The sequence below is a fragment of the Comamonas sp. BIGb0152 genome, assembly GCF_024809975.1.
Taxonomy (GTDB): Bacteria; Pseudomonadota; Gammaproteobacteria; order Burkholderiales; family Burkholderiaceae_C; genus Comamonas.
The window spans coordinates 43,571-61,285 of sequence record NZ_JANUDY010000014.1 but is presented as its reverse complement, the minus strand read 5'-3'; the positions used below and the strand labels follow the sequence as shown (position 1 = coordinate 61,285).

The following is a 17,715-nucleotide window of genomic DNA, read 5'->3' as shown; positions in this document are numbered from 1 at the left end:
ACCGGCAGCGCGGCAGCCGCACAGGCTGCGTGCTAAGCTGGCCCCCCATTCCCCCCGATACGCCCCATTCATAGACAGGAGACACCCCATGCCAGGATTGCTACCCGACGTTGACCCCGATGGCCTGTTGGAGTTTTCGGTGGTGTACACCGACCGCGCGCTCAACCACATGTCGCACCGGTTCATTGGTGTGATGGGTGAGGTGCTGCGCATCCTCAAAACCACCTACCACGCCCACACGGCGGTGATCGTGCCGGGCAGTGGCACCTTTGGCATGGAGGCAGTGGCCCGCCAGTTTGCCAACCGCGCCAAGGTGCTGATTGTGCGCAATGGCTGGTTCAGCTACCGCTGGACCCAGATTTTTGAAGAAGGCGGCCTGGGCGGCAGCGCGGTGATCTGCAAGGCCCGCCCCCAAGGCACGGGCCCCCAGGATCCTTGGGCACCTTGCCCGGCCGAAGAGGTCGCGGCAGCCATCCGCAAGGACAAGCCCCAGGTGGTGTTTGCCCCGCATGTCGAGACCGCTAGCGGCATTGTGCTGCCCGACGACTACCTCCAGACCATCAGCGCCGCCGCGCATGAGGTGGGCGCGCTGATGGTGCTCGATTGCGTGGCCAGCGGCGCCATCTGGGTGGACATGCAAAAGACCGGTGTCGATGTGCTGATCACCGCACCGCAAAAGGGCTGGAGCGGCCCGCCCTGCTGCGCCATGGTGATGCTCTCCGAGCGTGCCCGCAAGGCCATTGAAGACACCAAGAGCAGCAGCTTCTCTTGCGACCTGAAGAAGTGGATGCAGATTGCCGAAGGCTACGAGAAGGGCCAGCATGCCTACCACGCCACCATGCCCACCGATTCGCTGGTGAAGCTGTGCGAGGTCATGCAAGAGGCCGAGGCCTATGGCCTGGACAAGCTGCGCGAAGAGCAGACCCAACTGGGCCAGGAGATACGCGCACTGCTCAAGGCCCGGGGCTTTCCGAGCGTGGCGGCCAAGGGTTTTGAGGCGCCCGGCGTGGTCGTCAGCTACACCACGGATCCCGAGATCCAGAACAGCAAGAAATTTGCCAGCGTGGGCCTGCAAACCGCTGCCGGCGTGCCGCTGATGTGCGACGAAGGGCCGGACTTCAAGACCTTCCGTATCGGCCTGTTTGGCCTCGACAAATGGCATAACGTCGAACGCAGCGTGGGCCATCTGCGCCAGGCGCTCGATGGTTTAGGTATCAAGGGTTAACTTGTGTTTTAACGCCTGCTGCGCCTGCGATCCGGGTGCAAAATGCAGGCTTTTCTGAAAAATATTGGATTGGATTTCGCCATGAAAGCATTGACCGCCAGCGCCCTGTTCGCTGCCATCGCCCTGACCGCTGGTTTTGCCCAGGCCCAGAGCAAGCCCGTGACGACCCAGAGCGGCCTGGTGTTTGAAAGCATCAAGGACGGCACCGGCGCCAGCCCCAAGAAGACCGACACCGTCAAGGTGCACTACAAAGGCACCTTCCCCGACAGCGGCAAGGAGTTCGACAGCTCCTACAAGCGCGGTGAGCCGATCGAGTTCCCGCTGCAAGGCGTGATCCCCTGCTGGACCGAAGGCGTGCAGCTGATGAAGGTGGGCGGCAAGGCCAAGCTGACTTGCCCTGCGGCGATTGCCTATGGCGCCCGTGGCGCCGGTGGCGTGATCCCGCCCAATGCCACCTTGAACTTTGAAGTGGAACTGCTGGGCATCAAGGGCCAGTAAACCCTGCTTCCCAAAAGCTGAAAAGCCTCCGCGTCTTGCTGGCGCGGAGGCTTTTTGTTTAGTTGCCTTTACCGTCAGTGGGCGGCAATGCGTCCTGGTTTCGCAGCGCCTCGACCAAGGCCAAGGTGCCCGGGTAATCCGGAATCAGCCGGAGCGCAGCATTTTTGAGCTGGCCCAAGCGATCACGACTCTTAAGCGTGCCTTGCGCATGTAGCAAGACCGATGCATCTACCAATTGCTGCAGCTCGTCTGGGGTGGGCTTGGAAAGCAGAATCAAAGAGGAATAGCGTTGACACGCGCGTTTGGCGGCGATGCGCTGCACACGGCATTCGGGGCAATGCACGCAGTCGGCGTCTACGTAGAACTGCAGCACTTCATACCAGTGTTTTTGTTCGGCTGCAAAAAAGATGAAGGGGCGTTGGCAGCTACGACAGAGTTTGCGCATGTCGACATAGCACTCGCGCGGGAAAACGTTGAAATTTTGCTTGCTTGTGTCAGCCATCAGCACCGACTCAGGAAAGATGTCCCTGGACCTATAGGACCAATGGCCCCGCAAAATGGCCTCTGTTGAGACGCCTTGCACATTCGATGGTATCGGCGCACTCCCATAGCGCGGGTGCGGTACAAGGTCGGGTGACTGGCTGCGTTTTTTCTTTTTCATGTGCCTCATGTGCGGATGCTGTCCAGCTCAGTGTCGCTCAATCCCCAGGCGCTTGGCCAGCCGTTGCAGGTTGGCGCGGTCCAGTTGCAGTTCGCGCGCGGCTGCGGCCCAGTTGCCGCTGTGGCGGGCCAGGCTGGCGCTGAGCAGTTGGCGCTCGTAGCGCTCCACCTGGGTGCGCAGGCCCAAAGGCTCAGCGTTGGCGACTGCCACCTCGGCAGTGGGCAGGGGCGCGATAAGGCTGGCTGCCTGCTGGCCTGGTGGCAGCGGTGCGGCGGCGGCACCATCCCACAGGTCTTCGTCGCCAATGCTCAGCATGCGGGGCTTGGTACTGTCCTTGCGCTGGCCCAGGGTGCGGCTCAAGGCCTTGAGCACCGCGCGGCTGATGCAGTGCTCCAGTTCGCGCACATTGCCGGGCCAGGGGTAGCGCAGCAGGGCTGCCTGGGCAGCGGCATCCAGCCGCAGGCCGCCTAGTTGCAGGCGGGCGCGGTTCTCTTCGAGGAAGCAGCCAGCCAGCACCAAGGTGTCGCTGTCTCGCACACGCAGCGGGGGTACCACCACCGGGTAGACGCAAAGGCGGTGGTAAAAATCGGCGCGCATGCGGCCGGCCTGCACCTCGGCGGCCAGGTCGCGGTTGGTGGCGGCAATCACGCGCACATCCACCTGGTGCTCCCGGTCCGAGCCCAGGCGCTGCAGCTGGCCGCTTTGCAGCACGCGCAGCAGCTTGGCCTGCACCGACAGCGACAGCTCGCCCACCTCATCCAGGAACAAGGTGCCGTGCTGGGCCTGCTCGAACTTGCCACGCCGCTCGTTCAACGCGCCGGTGAAGGCGCCGCGCACATGGCCAAACAATTCGCTCTCGACCAGGTTGTCGGGCAGGGCCGCGCAGTTGATGCTGACCAGCGGCTGCGCCGCGCGCGCTGATTGCGCATGCACGGCTTGGGCGACCAGCTCCTTGCCGGTGCCCGTCTCTCCGGTGATCAGCACACACAAATCGCTGGCGGCGACCAGTGCAATGCTGCTTTGCAGCTGGCGAATGGCGGGGCTGGTACCCAGGATCTGGCGGCCCCGATCGGCACCGGCATTGCGCGGCGCGGGCGCCGTGGCACTGCGTGCGGCCTGGGACAGCTGCTGCACCCGCTCGGCCGTGGCCACCGTGGCGGCGGCCAGGTTGCTAAAGGCCTGCAGCAGCTCCAGCGCATTGTCATCGGCAAAGCGCTCGGGCTCCAGCGCATCCAAGGTCAGCAGGCCCCAGGCCAGGCCGCCGGTCTGCAGCACGCAGCCCATGCAGTCATGCACATGCAGCTCGCCGGGTTTGGTGATCAGGCCGTCATAGGGGTCGGGCAGGGGGCTGTCGGGCGCAAAGCGCATGGCCTGGCCGGCGGCCAGCAGCTGGGCCAGGCGCGGGTGATCGGCCACCTTGAAGCGCCGGCCCAAGGTATCGGGCACCAGGCCATCAATGGCCACGGGCTCCAGCCATTCGCCATTGAGGCGCAGCAGCGCCACGGCATCGGCCGGCAGCAGGGTGCGCAAGGCGGCAAGCAGGCGGCGCAGGCGCTCGCGCTCAGGCATTTCCTGGGCGAGATCGGCCACCAGCGGAATCACGGCGTGGAGAATTTTGGAGGATGTCAAAACGACTCGGGGTGTCAAAAACACAGCATTTACCTGGGGTCATTATGACTGCATACATTGTGCAAGATATTGATATTCCACAAACTCGGTGTTGGCACGCTGCGTGCATTGTTGATGGCAACCACATGCAAGGAGTGTTAGATGCTGACCGATAGCCAAAAACAGATCATCCAGGCCACCGTGCCGCTGCTGGAGACCGGCGGCGAGGCGCTGACCACGCATTTTTACCAAATGATGCTGAGCGAGTACCCCGAGGTGCGCCCGTTGTTCAACCAGGCCCACCAGCAAAGCGGTGCCCAGCCCCGCGCGTTGGCGCACAGCGTGCTGATGTATGCCAAACACATCGACAAGCTGGAAAACCTGGGTGACCTGCCCGCGCAGATCATCAACAAGCATGTGGCGCTGCAGGTGCAGCCCGGCCAGTACCAGATTGTGGGCACGTGTTTGCTGCGCGCCATCCGCGAGGTGCTGGGCGCCGAGATCGCCACCGATGCGGTGATCGACGCCTGGGCCGCCGCCTACACCCAGCTGGCCGATATCCTGATCGCTGCCGAGACCCAGGCCTATGACGACATTGCCCATGCCGAAGGCGGCTGGCGCGGTGCGCGTGCCTTCAAGCTGGTGCAGAAGGTGGCAGAGAGCGCCGAGATCAGCTCCTTCTACCTGGAGCCCGCCGATGGCAAGGCGGTGATCAGCCACCAACCGGGCCAGTACATTGGGCTGCGTGCCATCGTGGATGGCACAGAACAGCGCCGCAACTACTCGCTGTCGGCCCCCAGCAATGGCCGCAGCTACCGCATCAGCGTCAAGCGCGAGCCCGGTGGCAAGGTCTCCAACTACCTGCATGGTCTGCAAGTGGGCGACACCTTGGAGCTGTTTGCACCGGCCGGCCATTTCACCCTGCAGGCCAGCGAGCGGCCCCTGGTGCTGATCAGCGGCGGCGTGGGCATCACCCCCACGTTGCCGATGCTCGAAGCCGCGTTGCAGACCGACCGCCCCATCACCTTTATTCACTGTGCCCGTGGCAGTGCGGTGCATGCCTTCCGTGCGCAGATCGATGCGCTGGCCCAGGCGCACAGCCAGCTGCAGCCGCTCTATGTGTATGACCAGGTGGCCGATGGCGAGGCGGTAGCCGCCCAGGGCCCTTTGACCGAGGACCTGCTGGGCCAGTGGCTGCCGGCCTCGCGCGATGCCGATGTGTACTTTCTCGGCCCCAAGCCATTCATGCGTTCGGTCAAAGCCTCGCTGCACAAGCTGGGTGTGCCCGCAGCCCAGGTGCGCTACGAGTTCTTTGGCCCGGCCGAGGCGCTGGCCTGATACCAGGCCTGTGACCGCCTGACGGGCCTGCGGCAAGGCCAGCCGCATGCAAAAACCCGGCCCATCCCCGCCAGCATCGGCGAGGGTGGGTCGGGTTTTTTTGAATCACCGGACTGCTGTGAGGGCAGTCCGGGGAGGTCGATCAGGCCAGGACTCAGTCCTTGTAATAGGCCTCGACCTTGCCCTTGATCTTGATCAGCAGGGGCTTGCCCTTGCGGTCCACGGTCTTGCCGGCGGGCACCTTGACCCAGCCTTCGCTCACGCAGTATTCCTCGACATCCACGCGCTCCGTGCCGTTGAAGCGGATGCCGATATCGTGGTCGAAGACCTCGCGCACAAAGTGCGGGCTCTTGGGATCGATGGACAGGTGGTCGGGCAACTCGGGGCGGGCGGTGGTATCGGTCATGGTCTTGGGCAGAAGAGGACGCGGCCATTGGCCGCACAGGCCGACATTGTCCACACTTTGCGGGCACCCCGCCCGGTAGAGGGAAACAGCGCAGTTGGCTGACTTGGCAAGCCCTGGTGCTTGCCGCTACAGTGCTCTGCATGCCCTTGCTCCTGACTGAAGAACAGCAGCGTTTGCTGCGCCGCGCCAAGCTCACCCCTCTGCTGCTGCTGCTGCTGGTGGCCTTGCTGTTCATCGTGGCCAGTTGGTGCCTGGGCCAGCCGTTTGCCCAGACGAAGCACTGGCAGCTGGCATTGCGCTGCTTGCGCGCGATGACCGAGGCGGGCATGGTGGGCGCGCTGGCTGACTGGTTTGCCGTGGCGGCGCTGTTCAAGCACATCCCCATTCCCTGGATCTCGCGGCACACGGCCATCATTCCGCGCAACAAGGACCGCATTGGCGAGAACCTGGCCGTGTTTGTGCGTGAGCGCTTTCTCGACGGGGATTCGCTGGTGCAACTGGTGCGCACCCACCAGCCGGCCGACAAGCTGGCGCAGTGGCTCAAATCCCCTGCCAATGCCGAGCTGCTGGGCCACCAGGTGGCACGCCTGGCCGCCGCTGCGCTGGCCACGGTGCAGGATGCGCAGGTCGAGCGTTTCATCAAGCTGGCGCTGCGCACCTTGCTGGGCCAGCTCGATCTGTCGCAGTCGCTGTCGAAACTGCTGACGGTGCTGACCCACAATGGCCGCCACCAGGTGCTGCTGGCGCAGGCGCTGGACAAGCTGGTCGAGCTGCTGCACGAGGCCGAGACCCGCACCTTGATCGCCCAGACCATTGCCCACTGGCTCAAGACCGAGCACCCGCTCAAGGAAAAGATGCTGCCCACCGGCTGGCTCAGCGACAAGGGCTCGGCGATGATCGCCAGCAGCCTGGAGCACCTGCTGGACGCGATTGCCGATAACCCAGGCCATGTGCTGCGGGCCAAGTTTGACCAGACCATGCAGGAATGGGTGGAGCGCCTGGCGACCGACCCGGCCTGGCATGCCAAGGGCGAAGAGGTGCGCCGCTACCTGCAGCACGACCCCGCTGTCGGCCAGTATGTGCAGGAGCTGTGGCAAAGCCTGCGCGCCAGCCTGCAGGCCGATCTGGCCAACGAGCATTCGGCCATGTCGCGCAATGTGCGGGGCATGGGCCTGTGGCTGGGCAAGTCGCTGGCAGGCGACCCCGCCCTGCGCAGCGCGCTGAACACGCGCATGGAGCTGTGGGTGCGGGAGCTGGCGCCAGAGATTTCGCAGTTCTTCGGCACCCATATTGCCGACACCGTCAAACGCTGGGATGCACGTGAACTGGGCGAGCTGATCGAGTGGAATATTGGCCGCGATCTGCAGTACATCCGCATCAACGGCACCTTGGTGGGCGGCCTGATCGGCTTTGTGCTGTTCTGGTTGGGTTGGCTGTTGAACCACCTGGGCGCGGGTACGGTGTAGGCATAACAGCAACATGTCGGGATCAAACTGCTTCACCTTGTCTTCACATTAGTCAACACTTCTTTATCGATGCATATAATAAGAAGCATTCGCATTTGTTAATCGTCAATCCACGTTCTTCGTTGCCCAGCCAGGTGGCACCAGCCATCTCCATGCCGCACAGCCCGGCATGCACGCCAGGGCGGCCCAGGTTCAGACCGCTCTGACCACCTGCCGCGCCGCGACTGACACCTCCAACCCCCGCGAATAACCGCTGGCCCTGCGCCTGCGCTTTGCCTGAACGTCACGAGCGACCAGGTGGCGCAGCCGCATGCCATACCTTGATCTGAACCGGAGTTTTCCATGACCGCCCGCCACCTCGCCGCCGCCTGCGCTGCCCGCCCTTCTTTGCAGCGCCATGACCGCCTTTCATCGCGCCTTGCTGCACCCCATGCGTGGCGTGCCACGGCCTGGGTGGCAGCGGCCTTGCTGAGCGGGCCTGCCATGGCACGGGCCGAGACGGACGCCGACAAAACCTTGTCGACCGTGGTGGTGACGGCCTCGGGCTTTGAGCAGGCGGTGGAAGATGCGCCAGCGTCGATCACCGTGATCCCGCGCCAGGAGCTGGAGAAAAAAGCCTACCGCGATGTGACCGATGCGCTGCGCGATGTGCCCGGCGTGGTCATCACCGGCGGTGGTAGCTCCAGCGACATCAGCATTCGGGGCATGGCATCGAACTACACGATGATTCTGGTGGACGGCAAACCGCAAAACTCACGCGAGACCCGCCCCAACAGCGATGGCGCGGGCATCGAGCAAGGCTGGTTGCCGCCGCTCAGCGCCATCGAGCGCATCGAGGTGGTGCGCGGCCCCATGTCTTCGCTCTACGGCTCGGACGCGATGGGCGGCGTGGTCAACATCATCACGCGCAAGGTGGCCAAGCAGTGGACCGGCACCTTGAGCGCCGAGACCATGCAGCAAGAGTCCTCTGCCTCGGGCGATATCTACCAGACCAACTTCTACCTGGCCGGCCCGATCAAGAGCGATGTGCTGGGCCTGCAGATCTACGGCCAGAAATCGCGCCGCCTGGAAGACAAGTTTGTCGGCGGTTTCAACGAGCAAGACAGCAGCTCGGGCACGGCCAAGCTCACGCTCACCCCCAACAAGGACCATGACTTTGCGCTGGAAGTGGGCCGCACCTTGCAGGACCGCTATGCCACGGCCGGCAAGAGCGCCAGCCGCGCCTCCAGCTACTCGGACTATGCGCGCAACCACGTGGCGATCTCGCACACCGGGCGCTGGGGTTTTGGCACCTCGACCACCTACCTGCAGCACGAAGAGGTGGACAACCCCGGCCGCCAGATGAATCTGAAGAACACCGAGTTCAACAGCCAGATCGTGATGCCGATCGGCGAGCGCAACCTGACCACCTTGGGCCTGAGCTACAAGCATGAAAAGCTGATGGACAACGGCAACCAGATGAAGGTGGACAACCCCATCAACACGCTCAAGCGCTACCAGTGGGCGCTGTTTGCCGAGAACGAATGGCGGGTGACCGATGCGATTGCGCTGACCACCGGCCTGCGCATGAACCATGACCAGAACTACGGCACTGACTGGACGCCCCGCGTCTACGGCGTCTGGCATGCCACGCCGCAGTGGAGCGTCAAAGGCGGCATCTCCACCGGCTTCAAATCGCCCAGCCTGCGCGCGGCAGTGGCCGATTGGGGCCAGATCACCGGTGGCGGCGGCGACCCGGCCATCATCCGGGGCAACCCCGACCTCAAACCAGAGAAGAGCACCAGCCAGGAGCTGGGCGTGATTTGGGACAACCGCCGCGACTTTACCGGCAGCCTGACCCTGTTCAACACCGACTTCAAGGACAAGATCACCGAGGTGCGCAGCTGTGAGGACACCGAGGGCGGCGGCCGCGCTATCGTGACTGGCAACTGCACGGTGCTGGGCACGCCCTACAAGTTCATCAGCGACCGCACCAATGTCGACAAGGCCACCATGCGCGGTGTGGAGGCCACGGCCACCTGGAAAGCCAGCGAAGCCCTGCGGCTGGCCGCCAACTACACCTTCACCCGCTCGGAGCAAAAGAGCGGCCGCTTTGCGGGCCAGCCCCTCAACAAGATGCCCAAGCACATGCTCAATGCCACCCTGGATTGGCAGAGCACGGACAAGCTGGGCGTGTGGAGCCGGCTCAACTTCCGGGGCAAAAGCTCGGACTACCTCAGCCGCACCTCCATCGCCAAGGGCTCGCCGTCGTTCACCTTCCTGGACCTGGGCCTGAACTACGCCTACAGCAAGGATGTGCGCTTGAGCACCGGCATCTACAACCTGTTTGACAAGCGGGTCGATACCGCCACCTATGACGCGGTGTATGACGGCCGCCGTTATTGGGCCAAAGTCACTGTCGGTTTCTAAGGACCGGTTGCAGAACCGTCGCCGCATGGGATGGAGGTGGATCGGGATGGGCCGCAAGGCATCTTTTGCAGTCAATATGGCCCTATTGGCGAGGAAGATAATGCAGCGAATCGCCCGCGACCGCGTTCAGACCACGGCAGGGAGTTTTGCAGCGGATCCTAAGCTGTAGCTTTTAAACCATAGCGGAGAGTTGGCGCAGCACCCCAGCGCCAGCACCCGCACACCCGCGCCCCGCCTGGCTGTCATGCAGTTGCAGAGCGCGCGGATTAGTTGCGCCCGAAATAACTTTACAGTCGCGAAACTTCGCATTCCGTAACAATTCTTCATCAATCTCTATAATGAGAACTATTCGCATATAAATGTCTCGCGTTCCCCTGGCTGCCTATCGCTGGATAGGGCAGACATGCCTCCTCGGGACGGTGCCCTGACAAGCGCCGGGACCGCAGACCTGCACAACAAGCGAAGCATCGCTGGCCCGCCGCCAGCGCCAGTCGATGGCCACCATCTGCTGGCGCCTGAGGCGTGGCTGTTGACCCCCTCATTACTGAAAATTTCCATGTCCTCCTCTGCCTCCCTGGCAGTGGGTCGCGCGTCAGCACGGCCTCTGCGTCTTGATTTCCACCGGCTGCCATCGGCACCCCAGGGCCTCGCGCTGCGCGCCATCGCTGGCGTGGTGGCCGGCATGCTGGTCCATGGCGCAGCGGCAGCGCAGGCAGCCGATACCGCAGAGCCATCTGCCAGCGAAAAAACGCTGGGCACCGTGGTGGTCACGGCGGCAGGCTTTGAGCAGGAGGTGACCCAGGCACCCGCATCAATCACGGTGATCCCGCGCGAGAAGCTGGAGCAGGGCGCCTACAGCAACCTGCACGACGCGCTGCGCGATGTGCCGGGTGTGATCATGACGCCGTCGGACAACAACTCCAACGACATCAGCCTGCGCGGCATGGGTGCCAACTACACCTTGATCCTGGTCGATGGCAAACGCATGAGTACGCGTGAGACGCAGACCAATGGCTCGACCGGTACCGACCAAAGCTGGGTGCCACCGCTCGAAGCGATCGAGCGCATCGAGGTGGTGCGCGGGCCCATGTCCTCGCTCTACGGCTCGGACGCCATGGGCGGCGTGATCAATATCATCACCCGCAAAGTCGCCAAGCAGTGGCATGGCTCGCTGCGCGCCGATGCCACCTTGCAAGAGCGCTCCGCATCGGGCAATGCCTACCAGAGCAATTTCTACCTCTCGGGCCCCATCAAGGAAGAGATGCTGGGCATCAGCCTGTACGGCAACTACAGCAAGCGCGACGAAGACCGCATCTACCAGGGCTACAACGACAGCGATACCAAGGCGCTCAACGCCCGCATTGCGCTGACGCCCAACAAGGACCACGACATCATTGCCGAGCTGGGCTCGGCCAAGCAGCATTTCATCTCCACCCCGGGCAAGACCTTGCTCGATACCGAGGCGCTGTCGGACCGCAAGTTCGAGCGCGAGAACTACGCGCTGCAGCACAAGGGCCGCTGGGGCTGGGCCTCGTCCGATACCTATGTGCAGCATGAGAAGACGCGCAACATCTCGCGCGAGATGACCATCAAGAACACGGTGGCCAACAGCAGCTGGGTGGTTCCGGTGGGTGAGTCGCACATCGTCAGCACCGGCCTGTACTACAACAAGCAGGACCTGACCGATACCACCACCAACACCTTGCCGGGCAGCAACCGCACCACCGCCGACCGCACCCAGTACGCCTGGTTTGCCGAGGACGAATGGCGCCTGCGCGAAGACTTTGCGCTGACTGGCGGCCTGCGCTTTGACCACGACAGCAAGGGCGGATCGCAATGGAGCCCGCGCCTCTACGGCGTGTGGAACCTGAGCCCGCGCTGGACCGTCAAGGGCGGTGTCTCCACCGGCTTCCGCGCCCCATCCTTGCGCCAGACCTTGGGCGACTGGGGCCAGGCCAGCCGGGGCGGCAACATCTATGGCAACCCGGATCTGAAGCCGGAGAAATCGCTGTCCAAGGAAGTGGGCGTGCTCTACAACGATGGCGCAGGCTTGTCAGCCGGGCTGACGGTGTTTGACAACGACTTCCGCGACAAGATCACCCGCATTGCCTGCCCCGAGTGCGGGCCGCTCAATGCCTCCGGCAACACCCCGACCACGAACGTCAACATCGACAAGGCAGTGACGCGCGGCATCGAGGCAACCCTGACCATGCCGCTGGCCCGCAGCCTGGATCTGAACTCCAGCTACACCTTTACCCGTTCCGAGCAAAAGAGCGGCGAGTTCGCCGGCCAGCCGCTGTCGCAGCTGCCGCGCCACATGCTGAACGTGGCGCTGGACTGGAAGCCGTCTGACCGCTGGAACGGCTGGACCAAGCTCTCCTACCGGGGCAAGGAAAGCCAGCCCACCGGCGGGCGCTCTGCCCGTACCTGGGTGGCTGGCAGCTATGCGATGTTCGATATCGGTGGCTCGTTCCACTACAACAAGAACACCACCTTCTTCGCCGGCATCTACAACCTGTTTGACAAGGATGTGTACTACGAAGACTACGCCACGGTGCAGGATGGCCGTAGGTACTGGGTGGGCATGAACCTCAAGTTCTAAACCACCCACGCGGCGCTCCGCGTTTGCGGGGGCGCCGCCTCAATTTGATGGACTTGCATTGGAGATAGACATGACCCAGCCATTCACCTCGGCCTGCTGGCGCGCCAGCGCTGCAGCCGCCCTCGCCACGTCGCTGTTCACTGCGCCTGCAGCCTTTGCGCAAACGCCCACCACCCAGGCCCCGGCCACCCTCACCGTGCAACATGCCAAGGGCAGCGCGACGGTGCCATTGGCACCCAAGCGGGTGGTCGTCTACGACCTGGCATCGCTGGACACCATGCTGGCGCTGAACCTGCCAGTGACCGCCTTGGCCAAGGCCAACTTCCCCAGCTATATGCAGGCCTACGCGGATGCGCGCTACCTGCCGGCTGGCACTTTGTTTGAGCCCGATTTTGACGCGCTGAGCCAGATCCGGCCTGACCTGATCGTCGTGGCCGGGCGCAGCGCCGGCAAGTACGACATCCTGAGCAAGATTGCGCCGACGCTGGATCTGTCGGTCAACAACCAGCAGCTGCTGGCCGACATGCAGCGCAATGTGACGACGCTTGCATCCCTGTGGGGCAAGCAGGCCCAGGGTGAGCAGCTAATGCAGCGCGTGCGCGCCGAGGTGGAGAGCACCCGCGCGCTGGCCCAGCAGCAGGCGCCCGGCCTGTTGGTGCTGGCCATCAGCACGACGATCAACGCCCAGCCGCCCGGCGCCCGCTTTGGCCTGCTGCACGATGTGCTGGGCGTTAAGCCCGCCTTGCCGGCCGATGCCAGCAAGCCACGCGGTGTGCCGATGAAGATGGAAGACATCAGCCAGCTCAACCCCGCCTGGCTGTATGTGATTGACCGCAATGCCGGCACCGGCAGCACCACGGGCCGCGACGGCAAGCCGGTCGTCGCCAGCACCGAGCTGTTCAACAACGACGCCATCCGCAACAGCGCCGCTGGCCAGCAAGGCCGGCTGGTGTTTTTGGATCCGCAGGTCTGGTACCTGCTGGGCGTGGCGGGCCCACAGGCCATGCTGCAGACGACGGCACAGCTCAAGGCGGCCTGGCAGGCCAAGCAGCGCTGAGCGCCTTACCTAAGCAATCCCTGCGCAGATGCAAAAAAGGAGTGCGGTACAGCACTCCTTTTTCTTGGGACGATGGCGCTTGCTTTGATCAGCGGCCGTGCAACTGCACCGCCTGGCTGGCGGCCAGCGCGGCAATGTCTTCGCTGCTGTAGCCCAGCTCCTGCAGCACCTCGGCGGTGTGCTCGCCATACTGCGGCGCGCCGCGCCGGGTCACGCCATTGCCGTGCGAGAACTTGATGGGCAGGCCCAGTGCCTGCACCTGGCCGGCGACGGGGTGGTCGACCTCGATGACCATGTCGCGTGCCAGGGTCTGCGGGTCTTCCAGCATGTCCTTGATCTTGCGCACCGGGCCGGCGGGCACGCCGGCTTGCTCGAACTTGTCGACCCAGTAGTCGGTGCTGTTGCTGCGCATGGCCTCGGTGATGAGGGAGATCAGCAGATCGCGGTTGGCCATGCGCTCGCGGTTGCTGGCAAAGCGCTCGTCCTCCAGCAGGTGTTCGAGCTGCAGCACGCGGGTCATGCCCACCCAGGTGGCCTGGCTCACCGCGCCAATGTTGATCCAGCCGTCTTGCGTAGGTATCGCCTGGTAGGGCGCGGCGACCGGGTGGGCCGAGCCCATGGGGCCGGCCGATTCGCCAGTCGCAAAGGCCATGGCGACTTGCCAGTAGGTATGCACCATCGAGGCCTCGTACAGCGAGGTATCGACGTACTGGCCTTCACCCGTGCGCAGCCGCTCGACATAGGCGGCCAGCACGCCGGTCGAGGCCAGGATGCCGGCGGTCACATCACCAATCGGCACGCCGACCTTGACGGGCGGGCGGCCCGGGCCTTCGCCAGTCAGGCTCATGATGCCGGACATGCCCTGCGCAATCAGGTCGTAGCCTGCGCGCTTGGCATAGGGGCCGTTGAGGCCAAAGCCCGTGATCTTGCAGTAGATCAGGCCGGGGTTGCTGGCGCGCAGCACCTCATAGCCCAGGCCGAGTTTTTCCATGGTGCCGGGGCGGAAGTTCTCGATCACCACATCGGCCTTGTCGATGAGGCGGCGCACCACCTGCAGGCCATCGGGGTGCTTGAGGTCGACGGCAATACCGCGCTTGTTGCGGTTGACGATCATGAAGGTGGCGGACTCACCCTGGATCTCGGGGGGGATCGCGCGGCGGGTGTCGTCGCCGCCGGGCAGGCGCTCGACCTTGACCACCTCGGCGCCCATGTCGGCCAGCAGCAAGCCGCCCACGGGGCCTGCCATGACATTGGTGAGCTCAACAACAACGAGGCCCGACAGCGGGCCTGTGCGCGGGGAAGGGGAGGGCTGCATGAACGCTGTTACTTTCCTGTGAAAACCGGCTTGCGCTTGTCCAAAAAGGCGCGGTAGCCTTCGGTGAAATCCTGCGTGTCAAAGCAGGCGTAGCCCTCTTGCTGGTCGGCATCCGTCAGCGGGGTGCCGCTTTGCAGCCGGGCGATGAATTTTTTGTGCCAGCGTGCTGACAGCGGCGCCAGGCCGCTGATGCGGGCGACAGTCTGGGCCAGCTCCTCGTCCCAGGCTGCCTGCGGAACCACGCGGGTGACCAGGCCTTTGGCATAAGCCTCTTGCGCATCCAACAGCCGCCCTTCGAGCAGCAGCTCCAGCGCCACCTGGGGGCCCGCGACATGCACCAGCGCTTCCAGCTCTGGGTAGGCGAGCACACCGCCCAGGCGGCCGATGGGGATGCCAAAGCGGGCGTCATCACTGGCCAGGCGCAGGTCGCAGCAGGCTGCCAGCTCCAGGCCGCCGCCCACACAGGCGCCACGGATCGCTGCCAAGGTAGGGATGGGGCAGTGGCGCAGCAGGCCCATGGCCCGGTGCGCTTGCTGGGCAAAGGCGATGCCTTTTTCCTTGGATGAGCGCAGCGATTCGAACTCGTCGATATCAGCGCCGCTGCCAAAGGCCTGGGTGCCTGCGCCGCGCAGCACAATGCAGCGCAGATCGCTGTCTTGCACCAGTGCGTCCAGCTGCTCAGCCAGGCTGATCCACATGGCGTGGCTGATGGCATTGCGCTTGGCCAGGTTGTCGATCCACAAGGTGGCGACATGGCCGTCGCGGCTAAGGGTGATCTGTCCACTCATGGGCTGGCTTTGTCAAAGGATGATGAAGAAAGGCGCGCCAGTCTGCGCGCCACTGGCGTTGAACGGGTTTTGAGGGGCTAAGACGGCCCAGCAAACCGAAGGTTTGCGGTTGAGACGAGGCGCGATGCCGCAGGCAGTACAAGCGTACGACAAGGCATCGCAACGATGTATCAAGGGCCGTGTTAGCCCCTTTCAGAAGGCGGGGACGATGGAGCCCTGGAACTCCTTGTCAATGAACTGGCGCACCTCCTCCGAATGGTAGGCCTTGACCAGGCGTGCCACCCAGGGCTTGTCCTTGTCGGCCTGGCGCACCGCAATCAGGTTGGTGTACGGCGACTTGGCCGACTCGCGGGCAATGGCGTCCTTGCTGGGGTTGAGCTTGGCGGCAATCGCATAGCTGGTGTTGATGACGGCGGCATCCAGGTCATTGAGCGCATGCACCAGCTGGGCGGCATCGAGCTCGCGCAGGCGCAGCTTCTTGGGGTTGTCCACCACATCCAGCGGCGTGGCCTTGATGCCGGCCGATGCGCGCAGCTTGATGAGGCCATGCTCTTGCAGCAGCAGCAAGGCGCGGCCACCATTGGTGGGGTCATTGGGCAGGCCGATCTGCGCGCCGGGGGGCAGGGCATCGAGCGATTTCACTTTCTTGGAGTACAGCGCAATCGGCAGCACCACGGTGTTGGCGGCTGCGACCAGCTTGTAGCCCCGGTCCTTGACCTGCTGGTCCAGATAAGGGTGGTGCTGGTAGGCATTGGCATCCAGATCACCGGCCACCAGTGCGGCATTGGGCTGGATGAAATCGCTGAACTCGATCACCTGGACTGTGAGGCCCTCTTTGGCGGCCGCTTGTTTGACGGCTTCGGCGATTTGCGCATGCGGGCCGGCCGTGACGCCCAGTTTCAGGGGCTTGTCCTGCGCAAAGGCGGGGGCGGCAAAGGCCGCAGAAACCGCCAGCAGGGCGGCGAGGGTGAAATGGCGCTTGAGCATGGGAGCAGTCGGTAGGCAAGAGACGGCTCACATGCTACGTGCGATCGATAAGATTAAAAAATAATATTATCGAATAACCAAAGATGCGATTCGCTATATGGCGGATGGCTCGTCGCCGGGTTGGCGGTCTGGATCTTGGGCCTGGTTGGCCTCCGATGCCAGGTGCTGGCCGATCTGCATCCAGGCCTCGGCCGCTTCGGCATCACCTGCATAGTGGTGGCAGCTGGCGGCAGCCATCGCAATGCGGGCATTGCGCGGGTCCAGGTCAAAGGCCAGCTCGCTTTGTGCGGCTGCGTTCTGCCACATCACCGTGGCATTGGGCGAGCCTTCCTTGTGCAAGGCATGGGCCTCAGCCATCCAGGCCTGTGCCAGCCGCAAGGCGGCTTCGGGCTGGTTACGGTCGGCCTGGTGGGCGCGGTAAAACGCCTGGCCCGCCTGCTGCCACAAGGCGCGGGCGGCGGCGAAATCCGTGGTGGCAATCTTTTGTGCATCGGCAACGAACTGGTTGCCGGTGGCGAGGTGGTGGCTGTGGCTGTCTGCGGTCATGGGGCTGCGATGGTAGCAGCGATGGCAAGGGCTTGCAGGCGGGTCAGCACTTGCCACCGCGCGGACGGTTTAGCTGTGTTGGATGCGGGTGCCCAGCAAGGCCAGAAACTGCGCCAGCCACTGCGGGTGGGCAGGCCAGGCGGGAGCGCTCACCAGGTTGCCATCGGTGTAGGCCTGGTCCACGGCAATATCTGCATAGGTGCCGCCGGCCAGTACCACCTCGGCCTTGCAGGCCGGGTAGGCCGAGCAGGTCCGCCCTTGGAGCACACCGGCACCCGCCAGCAGCTGCGCGCCGTGGCATACCGCTGCGACGGGTTTGTTGGCCGTGAAGAAGTGGCGCACGGCGGCCAGCACCGCTTCGTTGTTGCGCAGGTACTCGGGGCCGCGCCCGCCGGGGATGACCAGCGCGTCATAGTCCTCCGCTTTGATGTCGGCAAAGCTCGCGTTCAATGTGAAGTTGTGGCCGGGCTTTTCGCTGTAGGTCTGCGCGCCTTCAAAGTCATGGATCGCCGTCTTGATATGGTCGCCAGCTTTTTTGTCCGGGCAGACCGCATGCACCTGGTGGCCCACGGCCAGCAAGGTCTGGAAGGGCACCATGGTTTCGTAGTCCTCGCAGTAGTCACCACAGATCATCAGGATTTTCTTGGCCGGCATAGGGTCTCCAACAGTTGGGTTCAGGCGGGTCTGCCTGCGCCATTGTGGGCCGAGCAGGCGGAGATGCCAAGGGCGCCGCGTGCGGGCAAAAAAAACCCTGCTTTGCAGCAGGGTGGCAAAAGATGGCTTGGAGCCACCGCAGACTGTGGCGTTCA

Annotated in this window: 15 protein-coding genes; 7 read left to right on the top strand and 8 right to left on the bottom strand. The window is 63.9% G+C overall.

The window, feature by feature from the left end:
* Positions 1-88: 88 nt before the first annotated feature.
* Positions 89-1,225 carry an alanine--glyoxylate aminotransferase family protein gene (locus tag M2375_RS21355; protein WP_259170272.1) on the top strand — a complete coding sequence of 379 codons (1,137 nt, stop codon included), beginning with the start codon at positions 89-91 and terminating at the stop codon, positions 1,223-1,225.
* Between the two features lie 81 nt (positions 1,226-1,306).
* Positions 1,307-1,723: an FKBP-type peptidyl-prolyl cis-trans isomerase gene (locus M2375_RS21350; RefSeq protein WP_259170271.1), complete on the top strand. Its 417-nt coding sequence runs from the start codon at positions 1,307-1,309 to the stop codon at positions 1,721-1,723.
* A 58-nt stretch (positions 1,724-1,781) separates the two neighbouring features.
* Here M2375_RS21350 and M2375_RS21345 read toward each other — a convergent pair whose 3' ends face one another.
* Both M2375_RS21345 and norR read right to left on the bottom strand, forming a co-directional pair.
* Positions 1,782-2,384, bottom strand: a complete 603-nt coding sequence (locus M2375_RS21345; protein ID WP_259170270.1) for a zinc-ribbon domain-containing protein — start codon at positions 2,382-2,384, stop codon at positions 1,782-1,784.
* A gap of 27 nt (positions 2,385-2,411) precedes the next feature.
* Entirely contained in the window at positions 2,412-4,013 is a 1,602-nt protein-coding gene (gene norR, locus M2375_RS21340; protein WP_259170269.1) for a nitric oxide reductase transcriptional regulator NorR, read from the bottom strand.
* 141 nt (positions 4,014-4,154) lie between these two features.
* On the opposite strand from norR, the gene hmpA reads away from it, so the two are divergent.
* The gene (gene hmpA, locus M2375_RS21335; RefSeq protein ID WP_259170268.1) at positions 4,155-5,330 is read left to right on the top strand and encodes an NO-inducible flavohemoprotein; all 1,176 of its coding nucleotides are present in this window, start codon (positions 4,155-4,157) and stop codon (positions 5,328-5,330) included.
* A gap of 154 nt (positions 5,331-5,484) precedes the next feature.
* On the opposite strand, the gene M2375_RS21330 is transcribed toward hmpA, so the two are convergent.
* Positions 5,485-5,736, bottom strand: a complete 252-nt coding sequence (locus M2375_RS21330; protein ID WP_259170267.1) for a DUF3297 family protein — start codon at positions 5,734-5,736, stop codon at positions 5,485-5,487.
* Between the two features lie 140 nt (positions 5,737-5,876).
* Between M2375_RS21330 and M2375_RS21325 the strand changes: the two genes are divergently transcribed.
* From M2375_RS21325 to M2375_RS21310, 4 genes are all read left to right on the top strand, one after another.
* Positions 5,877-7,202 carry a DUF445 domain-containing protein gene (locus M2375_RS21325; protein ID WP_259170266.1) on the top strand — a complete coding sequence of 442 codons (1,326 nt, stop codon included), beginning with the start codon at positions 5,877-5,879 and terminating at the stop codon, positions 7,200-7,202.
* A 342-nt stretch (positions 7,203-7,544) separates the two neighbouring features.
* Positions 7,545-9,611 carry a ligand-gated channel protein gene (locus tag M2375_RS21320; RefSeq protein WP_259170265.1) on the top strand — a complete coding sequence of 689 codons (2,067 nt, stop codon included), beginning with the start codon at positions 7,545-7,547 and terminating at the stop codon, positions 9,609-9,611.
* Between the two features lie 682 nt (positions 9,612-10,293).
* Positions 10,294-12,213, top strand: a complete 1,920-nt coding sequence (locus M2375_RS21315) for a ligand-gated channel protein (protein ID WP_404979364.1) — start codon at positions 10,294-10,296, stop codon at positions 12,211-12,213.
* A 70-nt stretch (positions 12,214-12,283) separates the two neighbouring features.
* Positions 12,284-13,270, top strand: a complete 987-nt coding sequence (locus tag M2375_RS21310) for a siderophore ABC transporter substrate-binding protein (protein WP_259170263.1) — start codon at positions 12,284-12,286, stop codon at positions 13,268-13,270.
* Between the two features lie 88 nt (positions 13,271-13,358).
* Here M2375_RS21310 and M2375_RS21305 read toward each other — a convergent pair whose 3' ends face one another.
* The 5 genes from M2375_RS21305 to M2375_RS21285 form a co-directional block, all read right to left on the bottom strand.
* Positions 13,359-14,585, bottom strand: coding sequence for a CaiB/BaiF CoA-transferase family protein (locus tag M2375_RS21305; RefSeq protein ID WP_259170262.1), 1,227 nt, complete (start codon positions 14,583-14,585; stop codon positions 13,359-13,361).
* A gap of 8 nt (positions 14,586-14,593) precedes the next feature.
* Positions 14,594-15,373 (bottom strand): enoyl-CoA hydratase-related protein, encoded by a 780-nt coding sequence (locus tag M2375_RS21300; RefSeq protein WP_259170261.1) that lies wholly within the window; start codon positions 15,371-15,373, stop codon positions 14,594-14,596.
* A gap of 192 nt (positions 15,374-15,565) precedes the next feature.
* Positions 15,566-16,360 (bottom strand): MetQ/NlpA family ABC transporter substrate-binding protein, encoded by a 795-nt coding sequence (locus tag M2375_RS21295; RefSeq protein ID WP_259170259.1) that lies wholly within the window; start codon positions 16,358-16,360, stop codon positions 15,566-15,568.
* A 93-nt stretch (positions 16,361-16,453) separates the two neighbouring features.
* Positions 16,454-16,906 (bottom strand): hypothetical protein, encoded by a 453-nt coding sequence (locus tag M2375_RS21290; protein ID WP_259170258.1) that lies wholly within the window; start codon positions 16,904-16,906, stop codon positions 16,454-16,456.
* A 69-nt stretch (positions 16,907-16,975) separates the two neighbouring features.
* Positions 16,976-17,560, bottom strand: coding sequence for a DJ-1/PfpI family protein (locus M2375_RS21285; protein WP_259170257.1), 585 nt, complete (start codon positions 17,558-17,560; stop codon positions 16,976-16,978).
* Between the last annotated feature and the right edge of the window lie 155 nt (positions 17,561-17,715).

What these genes read in the sequence shown, in the direction of transcription:
- M2375_RS21355 (WP_259170272.1), top strand. Translation starts at nt 89, where the DNA reads ATGCCAGGATTGCTACCCGACGTTGACCCCGATGGCCTGTTGGAGTTT.
- M2375_RS21350 (WP_259170271.1), top strand. Translation starts at nt 1,307, where the DNA reads ATGAAAGCATTGACCGCCAGCGCCCTGTTCGCTGCCATCGCCCTGACC.
- M2375_RS21345 (WP_259170270.1), bottom strand. Translation starts at nt 2,384, where the DNA reads ATGAAAAAGAAAAAACGCAGCCAGTCACCCGACCTTGTACCGCACCCG.
- hmpA (WP_259170268.1), top strand. Translation starts at nt 4,155, where the DNA reads ATGCTGACCGATAGCCAAAAACAGATCATCCAGGCCACCGTGCCGCTG.
- M2375_RS21330 (WP_259170267.1), bottom strand. Translation starts at nt 5,736, where the DNA reads ATGACCGATACCACCGCCCGCCCCGAGTTGCCCGACCACCTGTCCATC.
- M2375_RS21325 (WP_259170266.1), top strand. Translation starts at nt 5,877, where the DNA reads ATGCCCTTGCTCCTGACTGAAGAACAGCAGCGTTTGCTGCGCCGCGCC.
- M2375_RS21320 (WP_259170265.1), top strand. Translation starts at nt 7,545, where the DNA reads ATGACCGCCCGCCACCTCGCCGCCGCCTGCGCTGCCCGCCCTTCTTTG.
- M2375_RS21315 (WP_404979364.1), top strand. Translation starts at nt 10,294, where the DNA reads ATGCTGGTCCATGGCGCAGCGGCAGCGCAGGCAGCCGATACCGCAGAG.
- M2375_RS21310 (WP_259170263.1), top strand. Translation starts at nt 12,284, where the DNA reads ATGACCCAGCCATTCACCTCGGCCTGCTGGCGCGCCAGCGCTGCAGCC.
- M2375_RS21305 (WP_259170262.1), bottom strand. Translation starts at nt 14,585, where the DNA reads ATGCAGCCCTCCCCTTCCCCGCGCACAGGCCCGCTGTCGGGCCTCGTT.
- M2375_RS21300 (WP_259170261.1), bottom strand. Translation starts at nt 15,373, where the DNA reads ATGAGTGGACAGATCACCCTTAGCCGCGACGGCCATGTCGCCACCTTG.
- M2375_RS21295 (WP_259170259.1), bottom strand. Translation starts at nt 16,360, where the DNA reads ATGCTCAAGCGCCATTTCACCCTCGCCGCCCTGCTGGCGGTTTCTGCG.
- M2375_RS21290 (WP_259170258.1), bottom strand. Translation starts at nt 16,906, where the DNA reads ATGACCGCAGACAGCCACAGCCACCACCTCGCCACCGGCAACCAGTTC.
- M2375_RS21285 (WP_259170257.1), bottom strand. Translation starts at nt 17,560, where the DNA reads ATGCCGGCCAAGAAAATCCTGATGATCTGTGGTGACTACTGCGAGGAC.